21 protein-coding genes and 1 tRNA gene are annotated in these 22576 nt (G+C 65.0%); 6 read left to right on the forward strand and 16 right to left on the reverse strand.

Going from position 1 to position 22576, the window contains the following annotated elements:
- The first annotated feature begins 180 nt into the window (after positions 1-180).
- Positions 181-1827 carry an acyl-CoA synthetase gene (locus tag A8G08_RS06970; protein WP_068271953.1) on the forward strand — a complete coding sequence of 549 codons (1647 nt, stop codon included), beginning with the start codon at positions 181-183 and terminating at the stop codon, positions 1825-1827.
- Positions 1828-1933: 106 nt separating this feature from the next.
- The gene (locus tag A8G08_RS06975; protein ID WP_068271956.1) at positions 1934-3589 is read left to right on the forward strand and encodes an acyl-CoA synthetase; all 1656 of its coding nucleotides are present in this window, start codon (positions 1934-1936) and stop codon (positions 3587-3589) included.
- A gap of 96 nt (positions 3590-3685) precedes the next feature.
- On the opposite strand, the gene A8G08_RS06980 is transcribed toward A8G08_RS06975, so the two are convergent.
- From A8G08_RS06980 to A8G08_RS07010, 8 genes are all read right to left on the reverse strand, one after another.
- Positions 3686-5317 (reverse strand): long-chain fatty acid--CoA ligase, encoded by a 1632-nt coding sequence (locus A8G08_RS06980; RefSeq protein ID WP_068271959.1) that lies wholly within the window; start codon positions 5315-5317, stop codon positions 3686-3688.
- 5 nt (positions 5318-5322) lie between these two features.
- Positions 5323-5646 carry a hypothetical protein gene (locus A8G08_RS06985; protein ID WP_068271961.1) on the reverse strand — a complete coding sequence of 108 codons (324 nt, stop codon included), beginning with the start codon at positions 5644-5646 and terminating at the stop codon, positions 5323-5325.
- Between the two features lie 28 nt (positions 5647-5674).
- Positions 5675-7360 carry a sodium:solute symporter family protein gene (locus tag A8G08_RS06990; protein WP_068271964.1) on the reverse strand — a complete coding sequence of 562 codons (1686 nt, stop codon included), beginning with the start codon at positions 7358-7360 and terminating at the stop codon, positions 5675-5677.
- Positions 7361-7390: 30 nt separating this feature from the next.
- Positions 7391-8536, reverse strand: coding sequence for a galactokinase (gene galK / locus A8G08_RS06995; protein WP_084436001.1), 1146 nt, complete (start codon positions 8534-8536; stop codon positions 7391-7393).
- Positions 8533-9609, reverse strand: coding sequence for a galactose-1-phosphate uridylyltransferase (gene galT, locus A8G08_RS07000; RefSeq protein ID WP_068271967.1), 1077 nt, complete (start codon positions 9607-9609; stop codon positions 8533-8535). Before galT ends, galK begins: the two co-directional genes overlap by 4 nt.
- Before the next feature lie 71 nt (positions 9610-9680).
- A complete protein-coding gene (locus A8G08_RS07005; RefSeq protein ID WP_068271970.1) occupies positions 9681-10553 on the reverse strand; it encodes an SDR family NAD(P)-dependent oxidoreductase in 873 nt (290 codons plus the stop codon).
- 108 nt (positions 10554-10661) lie between these two features.
- Complete coding sequence (locus tag A8G08_RS26585) at positions 10662-10844, reverse strand: (2Fe-2S)-binding protein (RefSeq protein ID WP_084436002.1); 183 nt, start codon at positions 10842-10844, stop codon at positions 10662-10664.
- A 70-nt stretch (positions 10845-10914) separates the two neighbouring features.
- Positions 10915-11592 carry a fatty-acid--CoA ligase gene (locus tag A8G08_RS07010; protein WP_245672705.1) on the reverse strand — a complete coding sequence of 226 codons (678 nt, stop codon included), beginning with the start codon at positions 11590-11592 and terminating at the stop codon, positions 10915-10917.
- Between the two features lie 127 nt (positions 11593-11719).
- On the opposite strand from A8G08_RS07010, the gene bfr reads away from it, so the two are divergent.
- Positions 11720-12199: a bacterioferritin gene (gene bfr / locus A8G08_RS07015; protein WP_068271973.1), complete on the forward strand. Its 480-nt coding sequence runs from the start codon at positions 11720-11722 to the stop codon at positions 12197-12199.
- 56 nt (positions 12200-12255) lie between these two features.
- On the opposite strand, the gene A8G08_RS07020 is transcribed toward bfr, so the two are convergent.
- A complete protein-coding gene (locus A8G08_RS07020) occupies positions 12256-13479 on the reverse strand; it encodes a PucR family transcriptional regulator (RefSeq protein WP_068271976.1) in 1224 nt (407 codons plus the stop codon).
- Positions 13480-13617: 138 nt separating this feature from the next.
- Between A8G08_RS07020 and A8G08_RS07025 the strand changes: the two genes are divergently transcribed.
- Positions 13618-15114 carry a flavin-containing monooxygenase gene (locus tag A8G08_RS07025; protein ID WP_068271979.1) on the forward strand — a complete coding sequence of 499 codons (1497 nt, stop codon included), beginning with the start codon at positions 13618-13620 and terminating at the stop codon, positions 15112-15114.
- Positions 15115-15528: 414 nt separating this feature from the next.
- Here A8G08_RS07025 and A8G08_RS07030 read toward each other — a convergent pair whose 3' ends face one another.
- The 4 genes from A8G08_RS07030 to A8G08_RS07045 all read right to left on the reverse strand — a co-directional run bounded on the left by A8G08_RS07030 (position 15529) and on the right by A8G08_RS07045 (position 17828).
- Positions 15529-16302, reverse strand: coding sequence for a Mut7-C RNAse domain-containing protein (locus tag A8G08_RS07030; protein ID WP_068271999.1), 774 nt, complete (start codon positions 16300-16302; stop codon positions 15529-15531).
- A 36-nt stretch (positions 16303-16338) separates the two neighbouring features.
- Complete coding sequence (locus A8G08_RS07035) at positions 16339-17301, reverse strand: hypothetical protein (protein ID WP_068271982.1); 963 nt, start codon at positions 17299-17301, stop codon at positions 16339-16341.
- 97 nt (positions 17302-17398) lie between these two features.
- Positions 17399-17611, reverse strand: a complete 213-nt coding sequence (locus A8G08_RS07040; protein WP_068271985.1) for a dodecin — start codon at positions 17609-17611, stop codon at positions 17399-17401.
- Between the two features lie 143 nt (positions 17612-17754).
- Positions 17755-17828: transfer RNA gene (locus A8G08_RS07045), tRNA-Met, on the reverse strand.
- Between the two features lie 423 nt (positions 17829-18251).
- On the opposite strand from A8G08_RS07045, the gene A8G08_RS07050 reads away from it, so the two are divergent.
- Together A8G08_RS07050 and A8G08_RS07055 are read left to right on the forward strand one after the other, a co-directional pair.
- On the forward strand, positions 18252-18824 hold the full coding sequence (locus tag A8G08_RS07050) for a transglycosylase family protein (RefSeq protein WP_068272002.1): 573 nt from the start codon (positions 18252-18254) through the stop codon (positions 18822-18824).
- Between the two features lie 306 nt (positions 18825-19130).
- A complete protein-coding gene (locus A8G08_RS07055; RefSeq protein ID WP_068271988.1) occupies positions 19131-19451 on the forward strand; it encodes a transglycosylase family protein in 321 nt (106 codons plus the stop codon).
- 80 nt (positions 19452-19531) lie between these two features.
- Here A8G08_RS07055 and A8G08_RS07060 read toward each other — a convergent pair whose 3' ends face one another.
- From A8G08_RS07060 to A8G08_RS07070, 3 genes are all read right to left on the reverse strand, one after another.
- Positions 19532-20239, reverse strand: a complete 708-nt coding sequence (locus tag A8G08_RS07060; RefSeq protein WP_342669638.1) for a DUF305 domain-containing protein — start codon at positions 20237-20239, stop codon at positions 19532-19534.
- Positions 20226-21773, reverse strand: a complete 1548-nt coding sequence (locus A8G08_RS07065) for an LVIVD repeat-containing protein (RefSeq protein WP_068272007.1) — start codon at positions 21771-21773, stop codon at positions 20226-20228. Before A8G08_RS07065 ends, A8G08_RS07060 begins: the two co-directional genes overlap by 14 nt.
- 97 nt (positions 21774-21870) lie before the next feature.
- Positions 21871-22576: UPF0182 family protein (locus A8G08_RS07070; protein WP_169823274.1), on the reverse strand; the 706-nt coding region annotated here is incomplete at its 5' end.

Here is a 22576-nt window from a genome sequence, read left to right on the forward strand (position 1 = left end):
GGCCGAACTCAAGTAGGCGCCGGTCGCGTCCCTTTCGACTTGGGCGGGCGTCGTGCGAACTCACCGCACGGCGCCCGCTTATTGTCGGTCCGCAAATAACTGCGCGAACTCGCCCAAAACCGGACACCAGCGGCGTTACTCTGCGACCGACGACATCACGACAGCGCGGAGGCGGGTCCGATGGTGCTTGCGGGGGTCCAAGAACAGTTCGGTGCGGTGACCGAGGCGGTCAAAGCCATTCGGGTCCTGGTCAAACGTGGCTTGATCGATCCAAAACACCCAGGCCAGCTGATCTCGATGGCGGTCGAAGGGAACAAGTTCGGCCCGATGGCCGCCATGGCCCGCTCGGGAGCGCGGCGCTATGGAGAATCCCCCGCCCTTGCCGACGAGAAGGGCGAATTGACCTACCGCGAGATCGACGAACAGTCGAACTCGATCGCCCGCGGGCTCGCCGAACTCGGCGCGACCGCGGATTCGACCATCGGCCTGCTCGCCCGCGACCATCGCGGGCTCACGCTCGGCCTCACGTCGAGCGGAAAACTCGGTGCCCGGATCGTCCTGATGAACACCGGGTTCGGCAAGTCCCAATTCGCCGAGGTGGTCGAACGCGAACACGTCGATTTCCTGCTGCACGACGAAGAATTCACGGCGCTCGCCAACGCTATTCCCGCAACAGTCCCGAAGGTCCTGACCTGGGTCGAGGACGATAGCCAACCACCGGGCGGTACACCGTCGATCGACTCGATCGCCCAGGGGCAGCCGCCGACCCCGCCGCCCGCGCCCGAGAAGCACGGTGGCTTCGTGATCCTCACCAGCGGCACGACGGGCCTGCCGAAGGGAGCAGGCCGCGGGAAAGGTTCGCCGCTGTCCACCGTGCAGCTCGTCGACCGAATCCCGTTCCCGCGCAATGACTCCGTGGTGATCGTCTCCCCGTTGTTCCATAGCACCGGCATGATCACGTGGCTCGTCTCGGCCGGGCTCGGCAACAAGGTCGTGGTCCGCCGTCGCTTCGATCCCGAAGCGACGCTGCGCGCGGTGGCCGAGCACCGGGCGAAAATGCTCGTGGCGGTGCCAACGATGTTGCACCGCATCGTCGAACTGCCCGACGAGGTCAGGGCCAAATACGACACCTCGGCTCTGGAAGGGATCGTGATCGCGGGCTCGGCGCTGTCCCCGGAGCTCGCCATTCGCACTCGCGAGATGTTCGGCGACGTGCTCTACAACCTCTACGGATCCACCGAGGTCGCCATTGCCGCCGTGGGCACCCCCGAAGACCAGCGCATCGCGCCCGGCACCGTCGGCCGTCCGCCGCTCAGCTGTTCGATCGCGCTCTTCGACGACAACGATCAGCGCGTGTACGGCAACAACAAGACCGGCCGGATCTTTGTGCACAACGGCACGCCCTTCGATGGATACACCGATGGCCGGAACAAACAGGTCATTGACGGCTACATGTCCAGCGGGGACGTCGGCCACTTCGACAACGACGGATTGCTGTTTGTGGACGGGCGCGACGACGACATGATCGTGTCCGGCGGAGAGAACGTATTTCCCCTCGAAGTGGAGAACCTCCTCGCCGAACGAGACGACGTTTTCGATGCCGCAGTGATTGGCGTGGACGATCCAGAGTTCGGAAAACGCCTGCGCGCCTTCATCGTTCCCGAACCGGGCACATCGCCCGATCCGGACGAAATCCGTGCGTACGTGAGGGAAAGTCTGGCGCGCTACAAGGTGCCTCGGGATGTCGTTTTCCTCGACGAGTTGCCCCGTAATGCGACCGGCAAATTACTGCGCAGAGTTTTGGCCGAAATGGACGTTCAGCTGTAGGAACGTGGTCTCCAGCGGTGGCGCAGACCACTGTTAGTCTGGGCCGCACGCCCGACGATTCGACTATGCGGTCGGCCTGTGCCCAGGCCCCGGTGGAGGTTAGAACGTGTCTGGAATTTTGTCCGCTCCGCAAGAGAGCCTGCGCAAGGTCGGCGACCTGATCAAGGCCGTCGGTGTCTTGCGCGAGCGCGGCATTCTCAACCCTGCCCGCCCCGACCATGCGGTTCGCGGAATCCGGTTGGTCAACGACTACGGCGTCTTCGCCGGCGGCATCATGCGCAGCGCGCTCGAGTACGGCGACTCGCCCGCGATCAAGGACGAGAACGGCGAACTGACCTACGTCGAGCTCGACAAGCTGTCCAATGCGCTGGTTCGCGGGCTGCGTGAACAGGGCGTCAAGCCCGGCGATGTCATCGCGGCGCTGGCACGTGACCACCGCGGCCTGGTCCTGAGCCTCGCCGCCGCGGGCAAACTCGGTGCGCGCCTGGTCCTGATGAACACCGGCTTCGCCAAGCCGCAGTTCGCCGATGTGGCCAAGCGCGAGCAGGTCAGCGCAGTGCTGCTCGACAGCGAGTTCATGGGCCTGCTCGACGCCATCCCGCACGACATCCCGCGCATCCTCACCTGGGTGGACGCCAAGGACAACGTCGACCCGGCCACGCTCACCATCGAGGGCCTGATCGAGGGCAAGTCCACCGAGCCCGTCGAGAAGCCGGCCAAGCCGGGCGGCCTGATCATCCTCACCAGCGGTACCACCGGAACTCCGAAGGGCGCTCCACGCGACAAGGTTTCGGTCTTCGTCTCGGCTCAGTTCATCGACCGCGTGCCGTTCCCCAAGCAGAAGACCGTGGTCATGGCCGCGCCGATCTTCCACGGGACCGGCCTGTCGCAGTTCGGTATCGCGGTTGCGCTCGGCAACCGAATCGTCTTCCAGCAGCGCAAGTTCGACCCCGAGGCCACGTTGCGCAATGTCGCGGAGAACCGCGCCACCGTGCTCGTTGTCGTCCCGACCATGCTGCAGCGCATCGTCGACCTCGGCCCGGAGGTGCACCGCAAGTACGACACCTCCGCGCTGCGCGTCATCTTCGCCGCCGGTTCGTCGATCTCGCCCGACCTGTCCAAGCGCACCGATGAGGTGTTCGGCCCAGTCCTGTACAACCTGTACGGCTCCACCGAATGCGCCGTGGCCACCGTCGCGACCCCCGAGGATCAGCGACTCTCGCCGGGCACCGTCGGAAAGGCGCCGGTTGGCTGCCGCGTCCGCCTGTACGACGATGCGGGCCAGCAGATCCACGAGCCGGGCAAGATCGGGCGGATCTTCGTCTCGAGCGGCCTGAGCTTCAACGGCTACACCGACGGCCGCCACAAGGAAATCATCGACGGCCTGCTGTCCAGCGGCGATGTCGGACACTTCGACGAGAACGGCCTCTGGTACGTCGACGGCCGCGACGACGACATGATCGTCTCCGGCGGTGAGAACGTGTACCCGCTCGAGGTGGAGAACCTGCTCGCCGACCGGGCGGACGTGTTCGATGCGGCTGTCGTCGGCGTGGAGGACCGCGACTTCGGCAAGCGGCTGCGCGCCTTCGTCGTTCCGGGTCCGGACGCCACGAAGGACCCCGAAGAGATCAAGAGCTACGTCAAGGCGAACCTGGCGCGCTACAAGGTGCCGCGCGAGGTGATCTTCCTCGATGAGCTCCCCCGCAACGCCACCGGAAAGCTGTTGCGCAACAAGCTCGTTGAGATGGACGTCAGCGAGTAACACAGGATCGATAAACAACATCGGCCGCCGGCGGCGGCATCGGGTCGCTCCGCAGGCTACGCTCCGGTGCATCCGCCGGCCGATGTTGTTTCCCCGCTAATCCAGCATCGTGATATCGAGTTCGCCGTTGCCGAACTGCTCGCGGATGCGCTTCTTGTCGAACTTGCCGACGCTGGTCTTCGGTACCTCCTTAACGAAGGCCCAGCGCTCGGGCAACTGCCAGCGGGCGACCTTGTCGCCGAGGAACTCCCGCAACTGCTCCGGGGTGAGGTCCTCCTCGACAACGGCGACGACAAGCGGCCGTTCGTCCCACTTTTCGTCGGGCACCGCGATCACCGCGGCCTCCGCCACGCCGCCATGCGCCATCACCGCGTTCTCCAGGTCGACCGAGGAGATCCACTCGCCGCCGGACTTGATGATGTCCTTCGAACGGTCGACCAGCGTGAGATAGCCGTCCGGGGTGATCTTTCCGACGTCACCGGTGCGCAACCAGCCGTCGTTGAACTTCGACGGATCGATCTCCGCGCCGTCCGGTGAGTAGTAGGACGCGGTGATCCAGGGGCCGCGCACCTCGAGCTCGCCGACCGCTTCGCCGTCATGCGGCATGACGCCCTCGATCTCGTCGACGAGCCTCGCCTGCACGCTGGCCGGGAATCGGCCCTGGCTGTAGCGGTACTCCCAGGACTTCTCCGTCGTCAGCCCCGACGGCGGCCGCGCCACGCAGCCGAGCGGCGAGGTTTCCGTCATGCCCCAGGCGTGCAGCACCGGCACGTCGAAGCGCTCCTCGAAGGCGTGCATCATCGACGGCGGCGCCGCCGATCCGCCGACCACGACCTCACGCAGGTGCGAGATGTCCTGTGGGTTGGCGTCGAGGTGATGCAGCAGTCCCGACCAGATCGTCGGCACCGCCGCGGCAAAGGTCGGCTTCTCGACCGCCAGGATCTGCGCAATCGGCTCCGGCTGAAGGAAGCGGTCCGGCATCACCAGCGACGCACCTACCATCAGCGAGGCGTGTGGCAACCCCCATGACATGGCGTGGAACATCGGCACGATAGCCAGCGTCTTGTCCTCGTTCGACAGCGCCATTCCGTTGGTGGTGCACACCTGCATCGAGTGCAGCCACATGGACCGGTGCGAGTACGAGACGCCCTTGGGGTCGCCGGTGGTTCCCGAGGTGTAACACATTGCCGCCGCGGCACGTTCGTCGACGATCGGATAGTCGTATTCGCTGGGCTGCGCGGCCAGCACCTCCTCGTAGGAGTGCACCTCGACGCCGGCCGGTGCCTCCAGCGCGGAGGCGTCACCATTGGCGACGAGCACGTGGCGCACCGTCTTCAGCTCCGGCAGATACTTGCCGAACAAGGGGATCAACGACGCATCGACGATGACGACCTTGTCCTCGGCGTGGTTGGCCACGTACACCAACTGCCCCGGGAACAGCCGGATGTTCAGCGTGTGCAGCACCGCACCCATTGCCGGCACCGCACCGTAGGCGGCCATGTGCTCGTTGTTGTTCCACATGAAGGTGCCGACGCGATCGCTCTCGCCCACCCCAAGCGCGCGCAAACCGTGGGCCAGCCGCGCGGACTGCTCGCCGAGTTCACCGAACGTGATCGTTCGGCTGCCCGATCCTGTCCAGGTGGAGACCTCGGCAGCGGAGTGCACCGTCGAGCCGTAGCGCAACAACGTTGCCAGCGAAAGGGGTTCGTCCTGCATCGTGGAGAGCATCGGATTTATCCTTCGGTCGGGCCGCCGGCAGTGTCACCGGCCGTGTCGTCATCCGACACCACTTCCGTCGATTGCACAACAACCGGCCGCAGCACCGACCACGCGACGAAGAACCCGCCGAGCAGGATCATCCCGATGCCTGCCCAGACGTTGATGTTGAATCCGTCCGACTTGACCAGATCCTCGTCGGAATTGTTGACCAGCCCCATGATCAGCAGCACGACTCCGTAGATCAGCATCAGCGATCCGATGATGTTGCGGATGTCGAAGATGCCCGCCGAATGCTTTCTAACCTCGACGTGTTCGTGAGGGCCCAGCGGCTCCGTCATGTCCGTCCTCCAATTCGGCTCGGCGCGATCACCAGAAGAGAATGTTCAGCGCGATGACCATGATCAGCGAAATCAGCGCAAGTTTGGTCGGCGACTGCCACCACTTCTCCTCGTCGGCGTGCTCGTCGCGCAGCATCTCGCGCGGTGTCTCGGAGTACACCAGGCCGACCAGTTCGGACTCCGGCTTCGGTTCGGTCATAAACGTCACCACCACACTCACCGCGATATCCACCACGAACGCCACGCCCGCGGCGACGAAGCTCGAGCCCTGCCCGGAGAGGGTGAACACCTCGTTCTCATGTAGAACGAAGACTGTGATCGCCGAGGCGGTACCCGATACCAGGCCCACCCAACCGGCGGTGGCCGTCATCCGTTTCCAGAACATACCCAGGATGAACGTGGCGAACAGCGGTGCGTTGAAGAAGCTGAACAACTGTTGCAGGTAGTCCATCAGGTTCGAGTAGCTCGACGCGATGTAGGCGGTGCCGATCGCGACAACCGTCGCACCGATCGTCGCGTACCGGCCGATCCCCAGGTAGTAGCCGTCGGGCTTGTGCTTGACGATGTACTGCTGCCACAGGTCGTAGCTGAACACCGTGTTGAACGCCGATATGTTGGCCGCCATGCCGGCCATGAACGCCGCGAGTAGACCGGCAATCGCGACGCCGAGAATGCCGTTCGGCAGCACATCTTTCATCAGATAGAGCATCGCGTCGTTGTATTGCACATCCGGATTGGCCTCCGGATCCGCCTTGTAGTTGATCATCTCCGGCACCAGCACGGCGCAGATCATCCCGGGCACGACAACGATGAACGGAATGAACATCTTCGGGAACGAACCGATGATCGGGGTGCGCCGCGCGGCGGACATCGAGTCCGAGGCCATGGCGCGCTGCACCTCGACGAAGTTCGTCGTCCAGTATCCGAAGGAGAGCACGAAGCCGAGGCCGAACACGATGCCGACCACGGAGAGGAAGTCGTTCTCGAACCCGCTCAGCTCATTGCCGGGCCAGGACGACATCTGTTCCGGGCCACCAGGTCCCGCGCTGACCTTGTCCGAGAGTCCCTCCCAGCCGCCGACCTTGTGCAGGCCGACCAGGGTGAGCGGCAGCAGCGCGGCGACAATGATGAAGAACTGCAGCACCTCGTTGTAGATAGCCGCGGACAGGCCGCCCAGGGTGATGTACGAGAGCACGATGATCGCGGCGACGATCACCGATACCCACAACGACCAGCCGAGCAGAACATTGACGATCGTGCCGAGCAGGTACAGGTTCACGCCGGCGATGAGGACCTGCGCGATCGCGAAGCTGAGCGCGTTCACCAGGTGCGCGCCGGTGCCGAAGCGGCGGCGCATGAACTCGGGAACGCTGCGGACCTTGGAGCCGTAGTAGAACGGCATCATCACGACGCCGAGGAACAGCATCGCGGGTACCGCGCCGATCCAGAAGTAGTGCATGGTCGGCATGCCGTACTGGGCGCCGTTCGCGGACATGCCCATGATCTCGACCGCGCCCAGATTGGCCGAAATGAAGGCCAGACCGGTCACCCACGCCGGCAGCGACCTACCGGAGAGGAAGAAGTCGATACTCGACGACACATTGGATCGGGCGATGAAGCCGATGCCCATGACGAACACGAAATAGACTGCTATGAGCGCGTAATCCACGAACACTGCGTCGAGACGCAGGTTCTCTGCGGCAAGAATCGTCATCGGTTCTCCTTCGCGCCGATCCCAGGTCGGTCAACTCAGGCGCCGGGCCCCTGCCGATGGGGTCGCGACAAAGGTTCGCGGAGCGGTGAAATCTTCGGCGGCGAAACGTTTGACCACCGCATCCACGGTGGCTGCAGTGCGATCGGTATCGACCAGCGCAATGGCGCTACCACCGAATCCGCCGCCGACCATGCGGGCACCGAACGCGCCCGCATCGAGGGCCGTCGCCACCGCGGTGTCCAACTGAACTGTCGACACTGCGAAATCATCCCGCAGCGAGGTGTGGCTCGCGGTCAGATTCGGGCCGATAGTTCTCGGATCTTGGTCCGAACGCAATAAATCCACTACCTCGAGCACTCTTGCGTTCTCGCTCACCACGTGGCGGGCCCGCTGCAGCAGCACCCCCTGCAGTGACGAAAGCGCCGCCACGTCGTTGATATCGCGCAGTGACGCGACCCCGAGGGCCGCAGCGGCGTCCTCGCACTGCCTGCGCCGCTGCGCGTACTCCCCCGCAACCAGACGATGCGGCGTGTTGGTGTCGATGACGAGCAGATCGAGCCCCGCAGACGCCAGATCGAACGGCACCTGCGACCGTTCGCCGGTGCCGACATCGAGGAACAGGGCGTGCCCGTCGGTGCACAGGATCGACGCCGATTGGTCGAGAGTGCCCGTCGGCGCGCCCACGTAGTCGTTCTCGGCGGCACTGGTGAGTGCGATGAGGTCGTCGTCGGAAACCTTGAGCGAGAACAGATCTCGCAGCGCCACGGCGACCGCACATTCGATCGCCGCGGACGACGACAACCCGGCACCGACCGGAACCGCACCGTCGAGCACCAGGTTCACACCACGCGCCGCATGCCCACGGCGCCCGTACTCGTGCACCACCCCGAGTGGGTAGCGGGACCAGCCCGCCACCTCGTTGTCGGCGAGGCTCGTCAGCGGCTCGGCAACGACTTCGCCGGGGCGTTGCAGTGAGGCGACCCGCACCTCATCGGTGCCGTTGATCCCCGCGGCGCACGTTGCCGCATGCGGCAGCGCGATCGGCAGCACGAAGCCGTTGTTGTAGTCGGTGTGCTCGCCGATGATGTTCACCCGGCCTGGCGCGGCCCACACCCCGTCCGGCGCGGCGCCATACACCTCGCGATAGCTGTCTTCTGCGGCGCTCGTGGGGGTCACGTGACCTCCCGCAATTCCGCGGCAACATCCTCGGGCGTGGTGTCGTTGATGAAGACGTTCATCCCCGACTCCGACCCGGCGAGGTACTTCAGCTTCCCGGGCGCCCGCCTTATAGAGAACAGCTGCATATGCAGCCACCACTCGTCGCGATGTGCGAGCGGAGACTGATTCCAGGCCGCGATATAGGGCATCGGATCCGGGAACCGGCGCGCGAAACGCCTTTGCACGTCGAGGTAGATCGATGCGAAGGCGTCGCGCTCGACGTCGTCGAGATCATCGATGTCGGCTACCTGTCGATGCGGGAACAGCTGCACCTCGTAAGGCCAGCGGGCGGCCGGCGGCACGAACGCGGTCCAGTGCTCGTTGGTCTGCACGACCCGGACACCGGACTCCCGCTCGGCGGCGAGGAAATCGCCGAACAGGTTGCTGCCGCGCTGATCTCGGTATCGCGCCACGCTCGCGAGGATCTTCTGCACACGCGGCGTGATGAACGGATACGCGTAGATCTGGCCGTGCGGGTGCGAGAGCGTGACACCGATTTCCTCGCCGTGATTCTCGAAACAGAAGACCTGCTCGACACCGTCGATCGCACGTAATTCGGCACTGCGGTCGGCCCACGCGTCCACCACCAAACGCGCCCGGGCCGGTTCCAGTTCGGCAAAGGACGCATTGTGGTCGCTGGTGAAGCACAGCACTTCGCAACGCCCGAAACCGTTGCGCAGCAATGCCAACGGTGCACCCGTGACGTGCTCGGCGAACTCGACGGCCGCGGTGGACAGCGACGGAAAGCGATTCTCGAAGCACACCACCTCGTAGTCGCGCTCGGGAATCTCGGTGAGCCGGTCGTCGGTGGACGGGCACAGCGGACACTGGTCGGCCGGCGGCAGAAAGGTGCGGGTCTGCCGATGCGAGGCGATGACGACCCACTCGCCCAGCAGGGTGTCGTACCGGGCCTGGGAGTGCGTGGTGGTGATCGGCAGATCGCGTCGATCGATGGCCTCGCGCGGATTGGGCTCCGCATCGAAGTAGAGAATTTCCCTACCGTCGGCAAGCTTTCGCCGCGTCCGATACATCGCGTGCCCTTCCGCCGCGCTGCTGGGCCTCCCCTCGAACGACAGTAGTTGACCCGCCTGGCGACCGTCGCCTATTCGGTAGGCGGCAACAGCGCGCCGAACGGATCGTCCGCGCCGAACACCGGGCCGCCGCCGAACGCCGACCGATGCGACTCCGGCACGTTGCCGTTCTCGTCCGTGATGCCGTAGTGCACACCGGCTTCGGCAGTGACGATGGTGGACCCGCTGAGCTCTCCGATGCGGGTGTCGTTTGCCAGCGCAACCATGACCCGGCCGAGGAATTCCGGGCTCTCGGCCTTCTCGAAGGAGAAGCCGGCGTACTCCTTCAGCCCGCTCGCCACGATCATCTCGTTTCGTAGCAGGCCCGGCCACAGCGACAACGTGCTTACCCCGGTGCCGGCGAGTTCGACTGCCATGTCGGCGGCCATCTTGTCCAGACCCGCCTTGGCCATGCCATAGAGCACCGAGTGCAGGTAACCGCGGCTACCGAAAGAGGACGTGTTGGCGATCAGTCCCGAGCCTTGCGCGACCATGAGCTTGGCAGCGTGCACGCTGGCGACGTAGTGCGCGCGCAGGCCAACATCGACGAGCGAATTCCAGTCGGTGATTGGACGCTGCCAGAACTTCTCGGTAAAGCCGTGGAATCCGCGTGGCGCCGCCCACACGTTGTTGACCAGGAGATCGAGGCGGCCATCCTGCTCGGCGGCAATCCGATCGAAGAGCGCCTCGATCTGGTCGTCCTCGCGGTGGTCGCACTGCACTGCGATTCCGGTGCCGCCGCGCTCGGTGACGGCCGCGGCGGTCGCGTCGAGCGGGCCATCGGATCCGACCGGGCCACGGGCCGTGCAGTACACGGTCCAGTCGTCCGATCCGAGGCCGAGCGCAATGCCTTTACCCACGCTGCGACTTGCCCCGGTCACCAGTGCGACCTTGCCCTGCGGCACCCGACTCTCCTCTCGTCACCCGGCGCGCGACGGCCGGTGGCATGTGACGGTACCTGGAAGCACAGAGGGCACTACGAGAGTGGGTTCTTGGCAGGTGAGGCGGCTGCGTCAGCCCGCGCAGGCGCGCGGTTCCTGCGAGGCCGCGATGATCGCGCGGACGGTTCGCTTACACCGACCGCAGTCCAATCCGGCACCGCAGGCCGTGGCCACCTCGCGCGATGTCTTTGCCCCGCACGCAACGACGTCAGCCACCGTGTGGCTGGTTACGCCGTGGCAAAGGCATACGTACATTGCGGCTCACTGAGGTTGGCAATACTTCTTAGGGTTGCCAAAGCTTAATACATCAACACCACATTCGTCATCACTTAGGTTTGCCAAAGCTCAATACGTGTCGAGCTTTACCCACGAATATCGGTGGATAAACGCCCACACCCGTCCCCCGCATCCACTCGGCGACGGAGTCGGGATGGTCGATCCAGCGCCTCGCGTGGGCCATCGTGTCGAGTTCCTGCAGCACCATCGCCTCGTGCCCGTCATCGATGGCCCGGTAGACCCACACCTTGCGGACCCCGGCGGCCGTGAGCCGCTCGTGCCGGTCGTGCACATTCACCAGCAGCGAGTCCAGGTCCTGAATCGGCGCCGTCGCGGCGACGAGAATTCGACCCGGAGGATCGGTGAAGACCTGGGGGTCGACCAGGTCGATCTGCTCGAGCAGTTCTCCCGCGAACAGCGGCGGAATCTCCTCGACGCCGACGCTGTCGAACCACGCGAACACCGCGGACGAGCGCAGCAGCGAGTCCAAGGGTTCGCGATCCTCGATGCCCATCGTCACCAGTACCCGACCGGTGTCACGGATGCCCTGGTAGACGGCCAGATGACGCACACCGAGCCGGGAAACCAGCTCGCGGCTCTCCGTCACGGTGCGCAGCAGCGCATCCATATCGGTGATCCGGTAGTCCGCGGCGAGCACATAGGGCAGCCCGGTGCCGGGTGGGCCGAACGAATGCTCGGCCTCCGCAGCTTCCGGATTGTTAGGCATAGGGCCCTCCATCGGCTGAAATTTGATCTAGGTTGATTATCAACCGTCGCAGCCCCGACGGTGACGACACGGCGTAATGGGACCAGCCCTCCCTCAGCCGGAATGCACCTGAATCCAAGGAGCGGTCATGCGTGGAGATCCAGATGTGCTCAAGCTGCTCAATGAACAGCTAACCAGTGAATTGACGGCCATCAACCAGTACTTCCTGCATTCGAAGCTGCAGGACAACTGGGGCTACACGGAACTTGCCGGCTATACCCGCAAGGAATCCTTCGACGAAATGAACCATGCGGAGGCGATCACCGACCGCATTCTGATTCTCGACGGACTGCCCAACTACCAGCGGTTGTTCTCGCTGCGCGTAGGCCAGACCGTGCGCGAACAGTTCGAGGCCGATTTGGAGATCGAGAAGGAGGTAGTGGACCGGCTCAAGCCCGGCATCATTTTGTGCCGCGAGAAGCAGGACTCCACAAGCGCAAACCTGCTCGAGGGCATCCTCGCCGACGAGGAAGGTCACATCGACTACCTCGAGACGCAGCTCGCGCTGATGGACAAGCTCGGCGAAGCGCTCTATCTCGCCCAGTGCGTGTCCACTCCACCGACCTAGACCGCGACTCACCCAGCGCGCCCGCACGGCTTCGACCGTGCGGGCGCGCTGGTGTCTCAGGCGCCGATTGCCGGGCTCGTCCAGTCGAGCACTTCCAGGGCGACCGCAACGTGGACACTCGAACCCTCCAGCGGCGCCGGCAGCAGCTGTTGTGCGCGAGAAATACGGCGTAGCAAAGTATTTCGATGGGTGAAGAGTCGCTCCGCGGCCTTGGTCGCGTTGCAGCCCTCGACGATGTACGTATGCACGGTCCGGCGCAGCTCGGGTTCCGCTGTGGCGAGTTCCCCGAGGGTGTCGCGCACGAAACTGTCCGCCCGTTCCTGGTCGGCGGTCAGTAGCGCCACCAGTTCGACATCCCGGAAGTGCACGACCTGCTGGGTGGATCGCAGCCGGGACAGCATGCGCTGAGTCGTGACCGCGTCGACATGGCTTTGCCGGAACCCGTCCATACCGCCGATCGCGCGACCGACGGCGACGCGAATATCCGGGTGCGGCGCCACCGCGTCGTGGAGCGGGTCGTAGTCCAGCGGACTGGACGTGGCGACCCACACCCAGCGAGTCGCGGTGCTGGCCAGAATGCTCAGCGGCCGGGTGTTCGCGGCGCGCCCAAGCGCATCGGCGACACGATCGAGGCGACGGGCATCCGTGGCGGGATCCTCGGTCCACACCACTGCGGCGGTGTGTCGCTGATCGAGGCGGTATCCGAGCCGCTCCTGCGCCCGCTGACGGGTGATCGGGGCGCCGTCGAGGATGAGTGCCACGACTTCGCGGTGGCGCGCATGTGCGCCTCCGGTCAGCTCGTCACGCTCCCGACGGATCTGCGCTTCGATGCCTGCCAGCGTGGCGTCGATGAACGCGCTGATCGACGCCGAGGAGACCGCGAGCATCTCGCGCAGTTCGTCGGGATCGGCGGTGAGTTCGAAGGCAATCTCCATCCATCTACGCCACGCCGCGTTCTGGCCGGCGCGGTACGCATCGAGCGCCCGCTCATCGAGACCACGTCGCACGAGATCCCGCGCAATGCCCAGCGGCTCCGCGCCGACGTTCGCCGACACCGGCGCACCGGGGTCACGGACATTGGCGTAGGCCCAGTGCAGCAAATTGGAACGATTCGTTCGGCTGGCCGCGGCAGCCAGTTCGGGATCGTCTGCAATCGCAGGATTCGCGGCGAGCGAGGCGCGATCGAGTTCCTCGAGCCATTCGAGTTTGGCGTCGAGGGCAACCTCCGCGCCCGCACGAATTAGTTCGCGCACGCGCGGAGACGGCGGCGACCAGTCCATGCAGATTACGGTAGGCCACTAGTGTGCAAAGTGCACCATTCAGCGCCCATATTGGGCGTTCCCGCCCTATGTCCGAGGACTTGGCTCGTCAACCATGGAAGTGCATCGCATCCACGCCTTCCCTGAGGAGCACCACCGATGACGCCAACACCTCGCCGCGAACACGTCGACGTCGCGATCGTCGGCGCCGGGATCTCCGGAATCGGCGCCGCCTGCTACCTGCAGCGCGAAACTCCGGGCAAGTCCTTCGCGATTCTGGAAGCGCGCGGCGCGACCGGTGGCACATGGGATCTGTTCCGGTACCCCGGTATTCGATCGGACTCCGATCTGCACACATTCGGCTACGAGTTCAAGCCGTGGCGCGACGAAAACGCGATCGCCAGTGCCGACAAGATCCTGGCCTACCTGCGCGAGGCGGCCACGGAGAACGGCGTCGACGACGCAATTCGGCTGCACCACAAGGTCATTGGTGCGGCATGGTCCAGCGAGCATGCGCACTGGCTGATCGACGTGCAGCGCACCGACACCGACGAACTGATCCAGCTCACCGCCAATTGGATCTTCTGCGCGGGTGGCTACTACCGCTACGACGAGGGCTACACACCGCATTTCGAGGGACGCGAGCGTTTCGGTGGCCGGATCGTCCATCCGCAGCAGTGGCCAGAGGACCTCGACTACACCGGCAAGAAGGTCGTGGTGATCGGCAGCGGTGCCACCGCCGTGACACTGGTTCCAGCAATGGCGAAGGCCGCCGCTCACGTCACGATGCTGCAGCGCTCGCCGTCCTACATCCTGCCCGTACCGGCCAAGGACGCTTTCGCCAACAAGATGCAGAAGTTGCTCGGCCCGGAGCGTGGCTATGCGGTGACCCGCCGCAAGAACATTGCGCAGCAACGGTTTATCTGGCGGTTCTGCCAGCGGTACCCGAAGGTCGCGCGCAAGGTCGTCCGTAACTTCAATGCAAAGCAATTGCCCGAGGGCTTCCCGGTGGATGTCCACTTCAACCCGGCTTACAACCCGTGGGATCAGCGCCTGTGCACCGTGCCCAACGGTGACCTGTTCGCCGCGATCCGCGCCGGATCCGCCTCCGTCGTCACCGACCGCATCGCGACCTTCACCGAGACGGGTATCGAGCTGGAGTCCGGGCAACGTCTCGACGCCGACATCATCATCACGGCAACAGGTTTGAACCTGCAGGCTTTCGGAGGCGTGACGCTGACCGTCGACGGCAAGGACGTCAGCCTGCCCGACACGGTGGCCTACAAGGGCATGATGCTCACGGGCATACCGAATTTCGCATTCGCGATCGGCTATACCAACTCGTCGTGGACGCTCAAGGTTGGCCTGGTGTCCGAGCACTTCTGCCGGCTCCTGTCCCACATGGACGCGCACGGCTACGACACGTGCCGTGCCGAGCTGCCCGACCTGGCTATGGAGACCCGTCCTCTGCTGGACTTCGGCGCGGGTTACGTCCAGCGCTCGATCGACCAACTCCCCCGCCAGGGCACCGAGGCGCCATGGTCGACGTCGATGGAGTACCGCACCGATGTGAAGCTGTTGCGCCGGGATGCGGCGGACTATCGGCACCTGCACTTCTCCAGATCCGCACACGACGAGCCGGCGATGAGCCGGTAAGCACTTCGCGTCACAAGCGCGCCCGTACGGCTTCGGCCGTGCGGGCGCGCTTTGTTGTGGGTGGAAGTTACTCACACGAGGGGCGCCCGGCCCGGCAACTAGGAAGTCGGGCGCCCGCAGTTCGGGTAGTGGACTACGCGTGGCACCGGCCCTCTTCCTTCATAACGTCGAAGGTGTCCACTCGCCCAACGCGGCGAGACCGCTCGAACCAACGAGAGTCGGTGATCGAAATGACACTGATACTGATCGCACTCGCCGCCACCGTCTTGCTTGCCTGGTTCGGCCTGGGCTCGCTGGACTTCTATGGATTGCAGGTGCAGCAGGCAGCACGAAACCGAAATGCTGCGCTGGTCCATGATCAGCGGGACCGCCAGAAGGCTGCCGAGTTGCGCAGGAAGACGGGCGCACTTGCCGTCACCGGGAATCCGGGCGGTCCGCGTTCGGCAGCTCGGCTCGGATCGCATCCACCTGCGCGGCAAGCCGTTGCTGATGTGACCCGCGCCAGTACACCCGCTGGCAGTCGCGGCAGCGCCTGAACTCGTCGTAGTGCTGCCGGGTCAGCGGCTCGAGCCGGTCGACTATCTCACGCTTGTCGACCGGTTCGAGCGTGCCGTTGCAGCGCAGGCAGCGGGTGAACGGTTGGATCCTGTCGGCAAGGTCGAGTCGGCGGATCACTTCCACGGCCTGTTCGTGCGCGCGCTCCCCACGCACGTACAGCCCGTGTGTAACAGCGCGACGTGCCAGTAGCCCGCGATCGCGGGTCAGCAGGATGCGGTTCTCGTCGCGACTGATCTGCGCCAGCGCCGGGTCGTCCACCTCGGGCTCGTAGGACACATCGAATCCGAGCAGGCGCAGCACCTTGGCAAGCCGGCCGACATTCACATCCACCACGAAACGTGGTTCGCGCAACGGCGCCGGACGCACGCGGATCAACCCGGAGACATCGAACGCCTCGAAGACCGGATACACCGCCACCCTCGCCCCCACCCGCGGGCGGTGCGCGAAATCCACCGATACCCCGTCGACGAGCACCACCTCGATCTCGGTATGCGGAATCCCCATCGCCTCGATGACGTCCTTGACGGTCTGATGCGACCGCACGGGACGGGTAACCGCCCGCCCGCGGTGTTCCGCGGGCAGGAAGTCGTTCAACTCGGCATAGGCCCGCACGGCGAGGACGTCGCGCATGTGGTCATCGTCCGCCTGGATCGGGTGGTGCGGCAATCACCAATGACCGGGGGCAACAGTTTTGCCCTTCGAGTCCTTCAATGTGACGACTGAACCTGGGTCGACGGGAGTGAACGGCTGCTCGTGCTTGCCGAGCAAAGTGCCGACGGTCTTCACCTTGGCAAGCGTCTCGCTGGGCGCGATGTCATCGCGGTCGGCGTCGTAGTAGTCGAACCAGGGCAGGCCGTGTTGCACGTAAGTGTCCCGGTCGACCGGTGTCGAGGGCGCTACCTCGCCGGTGATGGCGGTCCATTGCGCTGCGGAGCACAGGTGGACAAAGACGCGCCACGAGCGTGACTCGTCGTAGTCGGAGAGTTCGCGATCGTCGCCATAGATCTCCTGGTGCATCCGCCCGCCGGCGCCAAGACCCATGTCCGGCACGGAGCAACACACCGTCCCTGCGACTTCCTCGTCGACGATGAGGTAGCGCCGGTTCTCCCAATCCGCGAGGGCCTCGGCAGTCAGCCCGACTGCGCGCAACTGCACCCCGCCATGCTCCTCACGTCCGGTGACCTGCCCCTCGACCGTCGCTCCGGAGCCGAGCGGAACCGCGACGAACTGGCGGATGAATCCGTCACCGGCGTTGATCCCATCGAGCCACGGCTGATCCGGGAGTGGGACGTAATTCTGCGGCGATGAAGACAGCTCTTCGGTCCAGGATTCGCCGGAAACGGCCGACACCTTCCCGATGCCCACCTGAAGGGCAGCGGGCTCGTCAGCAGCGAACGACAGCCACATCGCCTCGCGCTGGTAGACCGGCAGCATCACACCACCGCGCGCCAGCCACTCAGCAGGGACGGTATCCGGGTAGTCCTCCACGCGGCGGAGCGGAAACCGCCCCAGCCCCGGCGGCAGGTCATGGATTCCGCTCTCCGGGATCCGGAGCGTGCGCTGAAAATTCACGCGCACGGGACCGAGCACCAGCGCGTCGTACTCAACGTTGACCGAGTTGATCGACATGTCCGACTCCTGTTCGTCGAAACATGCCTACCCACCGACACCGACAGGAATGGCTCGCGTCGCCGCACATGGAACGTCGCAGCGGTCGAACAGTCCGTCAGGTGGGGTCGATCCGGAACCCGATCTTCACCGTCACCTGGATATGCCCGACGGCACCGTCGACGATGTGCCCGCGGGCGTTCACCACCTCGAACCAGTCGAGGTTGTGCACCGTCTCACTCGCCCGGGTTATGGCATTGGCGATCGCTTTGTCGACACCCTCACTCGACGAGCCGACCACCTCGATAACGCGGTACACGTGATCACTCATGGCATCGAGTCTGCAGCCCGTCGAGCGGCAACACGCTCGATTCGGGCGAAGGTTGATCGGGCTGTGCCCTTGGCGTCACGCCGCCGTGAGTCCTGGAAAAGTAGAAGGGCCCGGAGGCTGTGTGCCTCCGGGCCCTTCTGTAGTAGCGGGGACAGGATTTGAACCTGCGACCTCTGGGTTATGAGCCCAGCGAGCTACCGAGCTGCTCCACCCCGCGTCGGTGTGAACAGAACATTACAGCGACGGAAGAGACAGGTGCAAATCGGCACGTCGGAGCCCTTCTGCGCACCGTTTTCCCTGGTAGCGGCGCTGCGACCGCGATCCGCCCACCCGAGTGACCTGGGCCACAGATAGGCGGTGAGGAGCGTCACTCTTTCGCACCTTGGGGAGCGCCGGAAATAGCCGCGAGAAATACTATGTGAACTGCAATAACACAAATCGAATCCGCAGGTATCTGTATGTGATTGCATCGTTATTGCAACGTGATCTTTCGTCGATTCCCGGCTACGGTCGAACGGTCGGCCCAACCTCAATGGGCCAAGCCGGTACGCCGCCGCCAACTCCTGCCCGCGGACCGGAACCCCAATTGTGCGGGGCAGGGACACGAATTGTGTCGGGCGGCGCCGGAGGACTCGACAATATGGCTTCGAATCACAAGTTCGTCACGCGTGCGCTCGGCTTTACCGTCATCACCGGTGCGCTCGTTGCAGTTCCGTTCGGTCTCGCGACCGGCACCGCCTCGGCCGCCAAGCACAACTGGGACGGCGTCGCGAAGTGCGAGAGCGGCGGCAACTGGGGCATCAACACCGGTAACGGCTACTACGGTGGCCTGCAGTTCAGCCAGAGCACCTGGGCCGCCAACGGTGGCCAGGGCAGCGCGCACAACGCCAGCAAGGACGAGCAGATCCGCGTCGCGGAGAACGTTCTCAACACCCAGGGCGCAGGCGCCTGGCCCGTGTGTGGCCAGTACCTGACCACCGCCAAGGAAGAGCCCGCTCCTGCTCCGGCTCCGGCCCCCGCGCCGGCACCGGCACCCGTCCCGACCAGCGCCGCGACGTTCGTCGACGTGCTGAAGGCTACCGCCACCGATCTCGGTCGCCAGAACGGCGTCGAGGGCCAGGTCAAGCAGTTCCTGGCCGATAACGGCCCGGCCATCGACGGCTTCGTGGCCCAGAACGGCGCGGTCATCGAGGCGGCCCTGCCCGCTCGCTGATAGCCGCTCCACGCGCTAGTACCGAAGGCGCCGTCATCTCACCGAGATGACGGCGCCTTTTCGTTGCGAGCACACTGCGAAAATACCGGGAATTTCTGTGACATAACGCACAATTTGCAAATTAATTTTCAAGGGAATTTGCACGACGATATTTGTGCATTTACCTGGGAATTTCCTCAGAATGATCTTGGTCGACGTTTAAGCCACGCTCGTTACCGGTATGTGACCTCGCCGCGATTTATGTTTACCGTTCTGTGCATCGGCCCGATAACCGCGAGGCCACCCGACGCGCAGAGAGGAACGAACATGCGTCGCACACTCAGCCGAACCCTTGGAATGACTGCCGCAGCCGGCGTGCTCGTCGCGCTGCCGCTCGGCTTCGGCGCCGGCACTGCCGCGGCCAACGACTGGGACGCCGTTGCTGCCTGCGAGAGCGGCGGCGACTGGAGCATCAACACCGGCAACGGCTACTACGGTGGCCTGCAGTTCAGCCCCAGCACCTGGGCCGCGAACGGCGGCACCGGCAGCCCCGCGGGCGCCAGCCGCGAGGAGCAGATCCGCGTGGCCGAGAATGTCCTCGCCAGCCAGGGCGCCGGCGCCTGGCCGCACTGCGGTGCCTACCTGTAAATCGGTAGCCGCGAACCGCGCTATGCACGTAAGAGGGCGCCGTCACCGTTATCGGTGACGGCGCCCTGTTGCGTCATCGCTCACGGATACGGCAACTGCTGCGCATTCCGGGCCTTCAGCAGGGCCGACAGCACGCCGACCTCGCTGCCTTGGTCGCGGATCATCGCGAGCGCGGTGCGATCGACCGGACCGGACAGCCCAGAGGCGATCGCGTCCTGCGCCATCGCAGTGCCGCCGGTGTGGTGGCGAATCATCAGCTGCAGAAACAACGTCTCGGCCGCGACACCGCGCGCCTCCCCGAGGCGAGTGATCTCGTCGATACTCGCCATGCCCGGCATAGGCGCACCGGACTCCGCGGCGTGGTCGTGGCCGTCGGCCTCACCGCCATGAGCGTGATGGCCAGTCGCCGTCGCGGGCGGTGGCGTCATCGGCTGGTCGGCCAACGTCAACCAGCCCTGCAAAGTTGCGATCTCGGCGTTCTGCGCGGTGATGATCTGGTCGGCCATCATCCGGACCTGGGGATCGACGTCACGTGGCAGCGTCTGCGCTATCAATAGCGCCTGCGCATGATGGGTCGACATGTCCTGGGCGAAGGCGATGTCCGCCTTCGACAACGTCACCTCGACATCGTCGGAGCCCTGCTGCCACCAGGATCCGATCAAAACACCGACCAGCAGGACCGCGAGACCTCCGGCCCAGAGGCCGAGTATGCGGGTCCACCCCCGACGCGGTGCGGCGGGGGCCGCCGCGTCGATGGCGGGAAACTGCTTTGTCTCAGGAGCCGACAACGGTGTCCTGATTCGCCGGGGCCAGATAGGCATTGTTGTCGAGCTGCAAGGCCATGAAGCCGTTGTCGGCGCACGTGACCCAGATCTGGTTACCGCGGAAGAACGGCGGCGACGAGCACCAGTCCGAGGACATGTCGCCAATCAGGTTGCCGGTGCGCGGACCGAGCGCGACCGCCGGATCCATCTTGCCGTCTGCGATCGCGCGGGCGATCGGGGCGAACTCGAGGATGGGAAGGCCGAGGAACGAAGAGATCGCGTGCGGCGAGTTCGTCAGGTCGAACCACCGGTTCTTTTGTGCGGGCGGGTTGTAGTACGCGATCTCCCGAACATTCTTCGGGTCCCGCACATCGAAGACCCGGATACCGGAGGAAAACCACGAGCACGCGAGCGCGGTCGGATCCGCAGGCCGGTCCGCCGTGCAGTAATGCGAGTCGTAGGCAAAGACACCGCCGCCGCCGGAGCTGCGCACGTTCGAGTCGATGTTGTCGGGCAGATTGATCTCGAGCTTGATCCGATTGACGAGCTTCGCATCGGATGGGTTGGACACGTCGAACACCTTCACGCCGCCCGAACCGGCCTCGTCCGGGGTGAAGATGAACGGCTTACCGCCATACGTGACCGGCACGCTGTGCTGATTGAACTGCCCGTCCTGCCACAGGTACGTACCCAATTGCGGCACGACGGGATACGGGTCGCGGCGCTGAATCGCGCTGATGTCGAGAATGTTGATCCCGGCGGTCACCGACAGGTACATGGTGTTGCCGTCCGGCGTGATCCCGAACCCGTGCTCGGACAGCGCCTGCACGCTCTGCCAGATGATGTGCGGGTTGGCCGGATCGGAGATGTCGATCGCGCTGAGCAGGCCCGGGCCGATGCCCGAGGCCCAGTAGGTCTTTCCGTCCGGTGAAAATCCGCCCTCGTGGGACAGGAACGGCATCGGCATGGTCAGGTCGGTGCCCGCACGGGCATTGAGCAGCTTCGGATGCGCGCAGTCGGAGATGTCGTAGACCGAGAAGTACCCCGCACCGAAGACGAGCGGCACGGCCGTCGCCGCGAGCAGCTTGCGCTCCTTGTTGACCTTCAAGGTTTCCCATGTGCCGCCGACCATCGCGGGCTCGCGCAACGACCCCGTCAACACCGGGTTCTTCGGGTCACTGATATCGAGGACCTGCACGCCCTGCGGCTGGTTCAGCGCCGAGCCGGGGAACAGGGTGCCGGTGTAGGAGCAGTGGTCGTAGGCCGCCGAGACGATTCCCGAGCCCTTGTCCTGGAACTGACCGAGCCGGGTGACGTTGCAGGAATAACCCTGCATGCTGCGGCCGCTGTTGCGGTCCTCTGCCGGCACGTCGCCCTGCAGACCGGTCTCGGGCAGTGAGCCCGGTCCGCACTCGGCCCGAGCCGCCGACACATTGCCGACATCGCCGATATAGACCGTGCCTGCTGAGGCCGAGGCCGGACTGCACAACCCCATGGCCAGCGAAAGCGCCGCCGCCACAGCCAAACCGCCACTACGCCGCATCGCGCGAGCCGGCATCGTCGCCACCCTTCCACCCCGAGCGTGTGGGCGGAGTGTTTACCGCCACATCACGAGTGTGGGTGAGACTAGCAGCACACGTTACCGCGCGTCACGGTCATCCCCCGGCGGCCTGGTACCCGTCGATCGCCCTCTGGAGCCGGTCGAACGCGGCTCCGAGTTGGCTCAGGTCGCCACTCGTCTGCGCGGCGCGCACGTTGGCCATTGCCGCATCGAGTTCCACGATTGCCGCGTCCCGGTTCGGTGCCGGGGCGGGCCCTGGCGCGGGAGCCGGCGACGGTGCCGGCACCGCTCCTTCGACCGGTGGCGGCACGTTCGCCTGCGGCGGGGCTGTCGTCGTGGCGTCGCCACCGGGCGCGGTTGCCGCGCTACCGGTACCCGTCCCGAAGACCTGATCGAGTGCCTCGGCGAGCGTCGGGGCATAGCCCACCTTCACGCCGCCGAGCGCGCCCGGTTCGCGATAACTCACGAGGACCCGGGACAGCTGCGGGAACGTAGAGTTGTTGCCCGCCTGCGAATTTCGCTCGGTATACAGCGGCTCGACGTACAGGATGCCGCCGTCCGCAATCGGCAGGGTGAGCAGATTGCCGTACTGAATACGGTTCGCGTTCTGCAACAGAGTTCGTTCGGATGCCACACGGGTATCCGATGTCATCGAGTTCTGTGTCTGCTGCGGACCCTGGGTCTGCGAGTCCGTCGGTAGCTGCAGGACCGTGAATTTGCCGTACTCGTCCGGATCGGACTTCACCGAGATGTAGGCCGAGAGGAACTCGCGGTTGTAGCCCACCATCGCACTGGTCAGA

The sequence above is a fragment of the Aldersonia kunmingensis genome (assembly GCF_001646865.1).
Lineage (GTDB): Bacteria > Actinomycetota > Actinomycetes > Mycobacteriales > Mycobacteriaceae > Aldersonia > Aldersonia kunmingensis.

Coding starts and splice junctions, on each gene's coding strand:
- A8G08_RS07030 (WP_068271999.1), bottom strand. CDS start 16,302: ATGCGCGACGTCCTCGCCGTGCGGGCCTATGCCGAGTTGAACGACTTC.
- A8G08_RS07040 (WP_068271985.1), bottom strand. CDS start 17,611: ATGAGTGATCACGTGTACCGCGTTATCGAGGTGGTCGGCTCGTCGAGT.
- A8G08_RS26585 (WP_084436002.1), bottom strand. CDS start 10,844: ATGTACGTATGCCTTTGCCACGGCGTAACCAGCCACACGGTGGCTGAC.
- A8G08_RS06985 (WP_068271961.1), bottom strand. CDS start 5,646: ATGACGGAGCCGCTGGGCCCTCACGAACACGTCGAGGTTAGAAAGCAT.
- A8G08_RS07065 (WP_068272007.1), bottom strand. CDS start 21,773: ATGCCGGCTCGCGCGATGCGGCGTAGTGGCGGTTTGGCTGTGGCGGCG.
- galT (WP_068271967.1), bottom strand. CDS start 9,609: ATGTATCGGACGCGGCGAAAGCTTGCCGACGGTAGGGAAATTCTCTAC.
- bfr (WP_068271973.1), top strand. CDS start 11,720: ATGCGTGGAGATCCAGATGTGCTCAAGCTGCTCAATGAACAGCTAACC.
- A8G08_RS07025 (WP_068271979.1), top strand. CDS start 13,618: ATGACGCCAACACCTCGCCGCGAACACGTCGACGTCGCGATCGTCGGC.
- A8G08_RS07055 (WP_068271988.1), top strand. CDS start 19,131: ATGCGTCGCACACTCAGCCGAACCCTTGGAATGACTGCCGCAGCCGGC.
- A8G08_RS06990 (WP_068271964.1), bottom strand. CDS start 7,360: ATGACGATTCTTGCCGCAGAGAACCTGCGTCTCGACGCAGTGTTCGTG.
- A8G08_RS06980 (WP_068271959.1), bottom strand. CDS start 5,317: ATGCTCTCCACGATGCAGGACGAACCCCTTTCGCTGGCAACGTTGTTG.
- A8G08_RS06970 (WP_068271953.1), top strand. CDS start 181: ATGGTGCTTGCGGGGGTCCAAGAACAGTTCGGTGCGGTGACCGAGGCG.
- A8G08_RS07020 (WP_068271976.1), bottom strand. CDS start 13,479: ATGGACTGGTCGCCGCCGTCTCCGCGCGTGCGCGAACTAATTCGTGCG.
- A8G08_RS07035 (WP_068271982.1), bottom strand. CDS start 17,301: ATGTCGATCAACTCGGTCAACGTTGAGTACGACGCGCTGGTGCTCGGT.
- A8G08_RS07010 (WP_245672705.1), bottom strand. CDS start 11,592: ATGCCTAACAATCCGGAAGCTGCGGAGGCCGAGCATTCGTTCGGCCCA.
- A8G08_RS07050 (WP_068272002.1), top strand. CDS start 18,252: ATGGCTTCGAATCACAAGTTCGTCACGCGTGCGCTCGGCTTTACCGTC.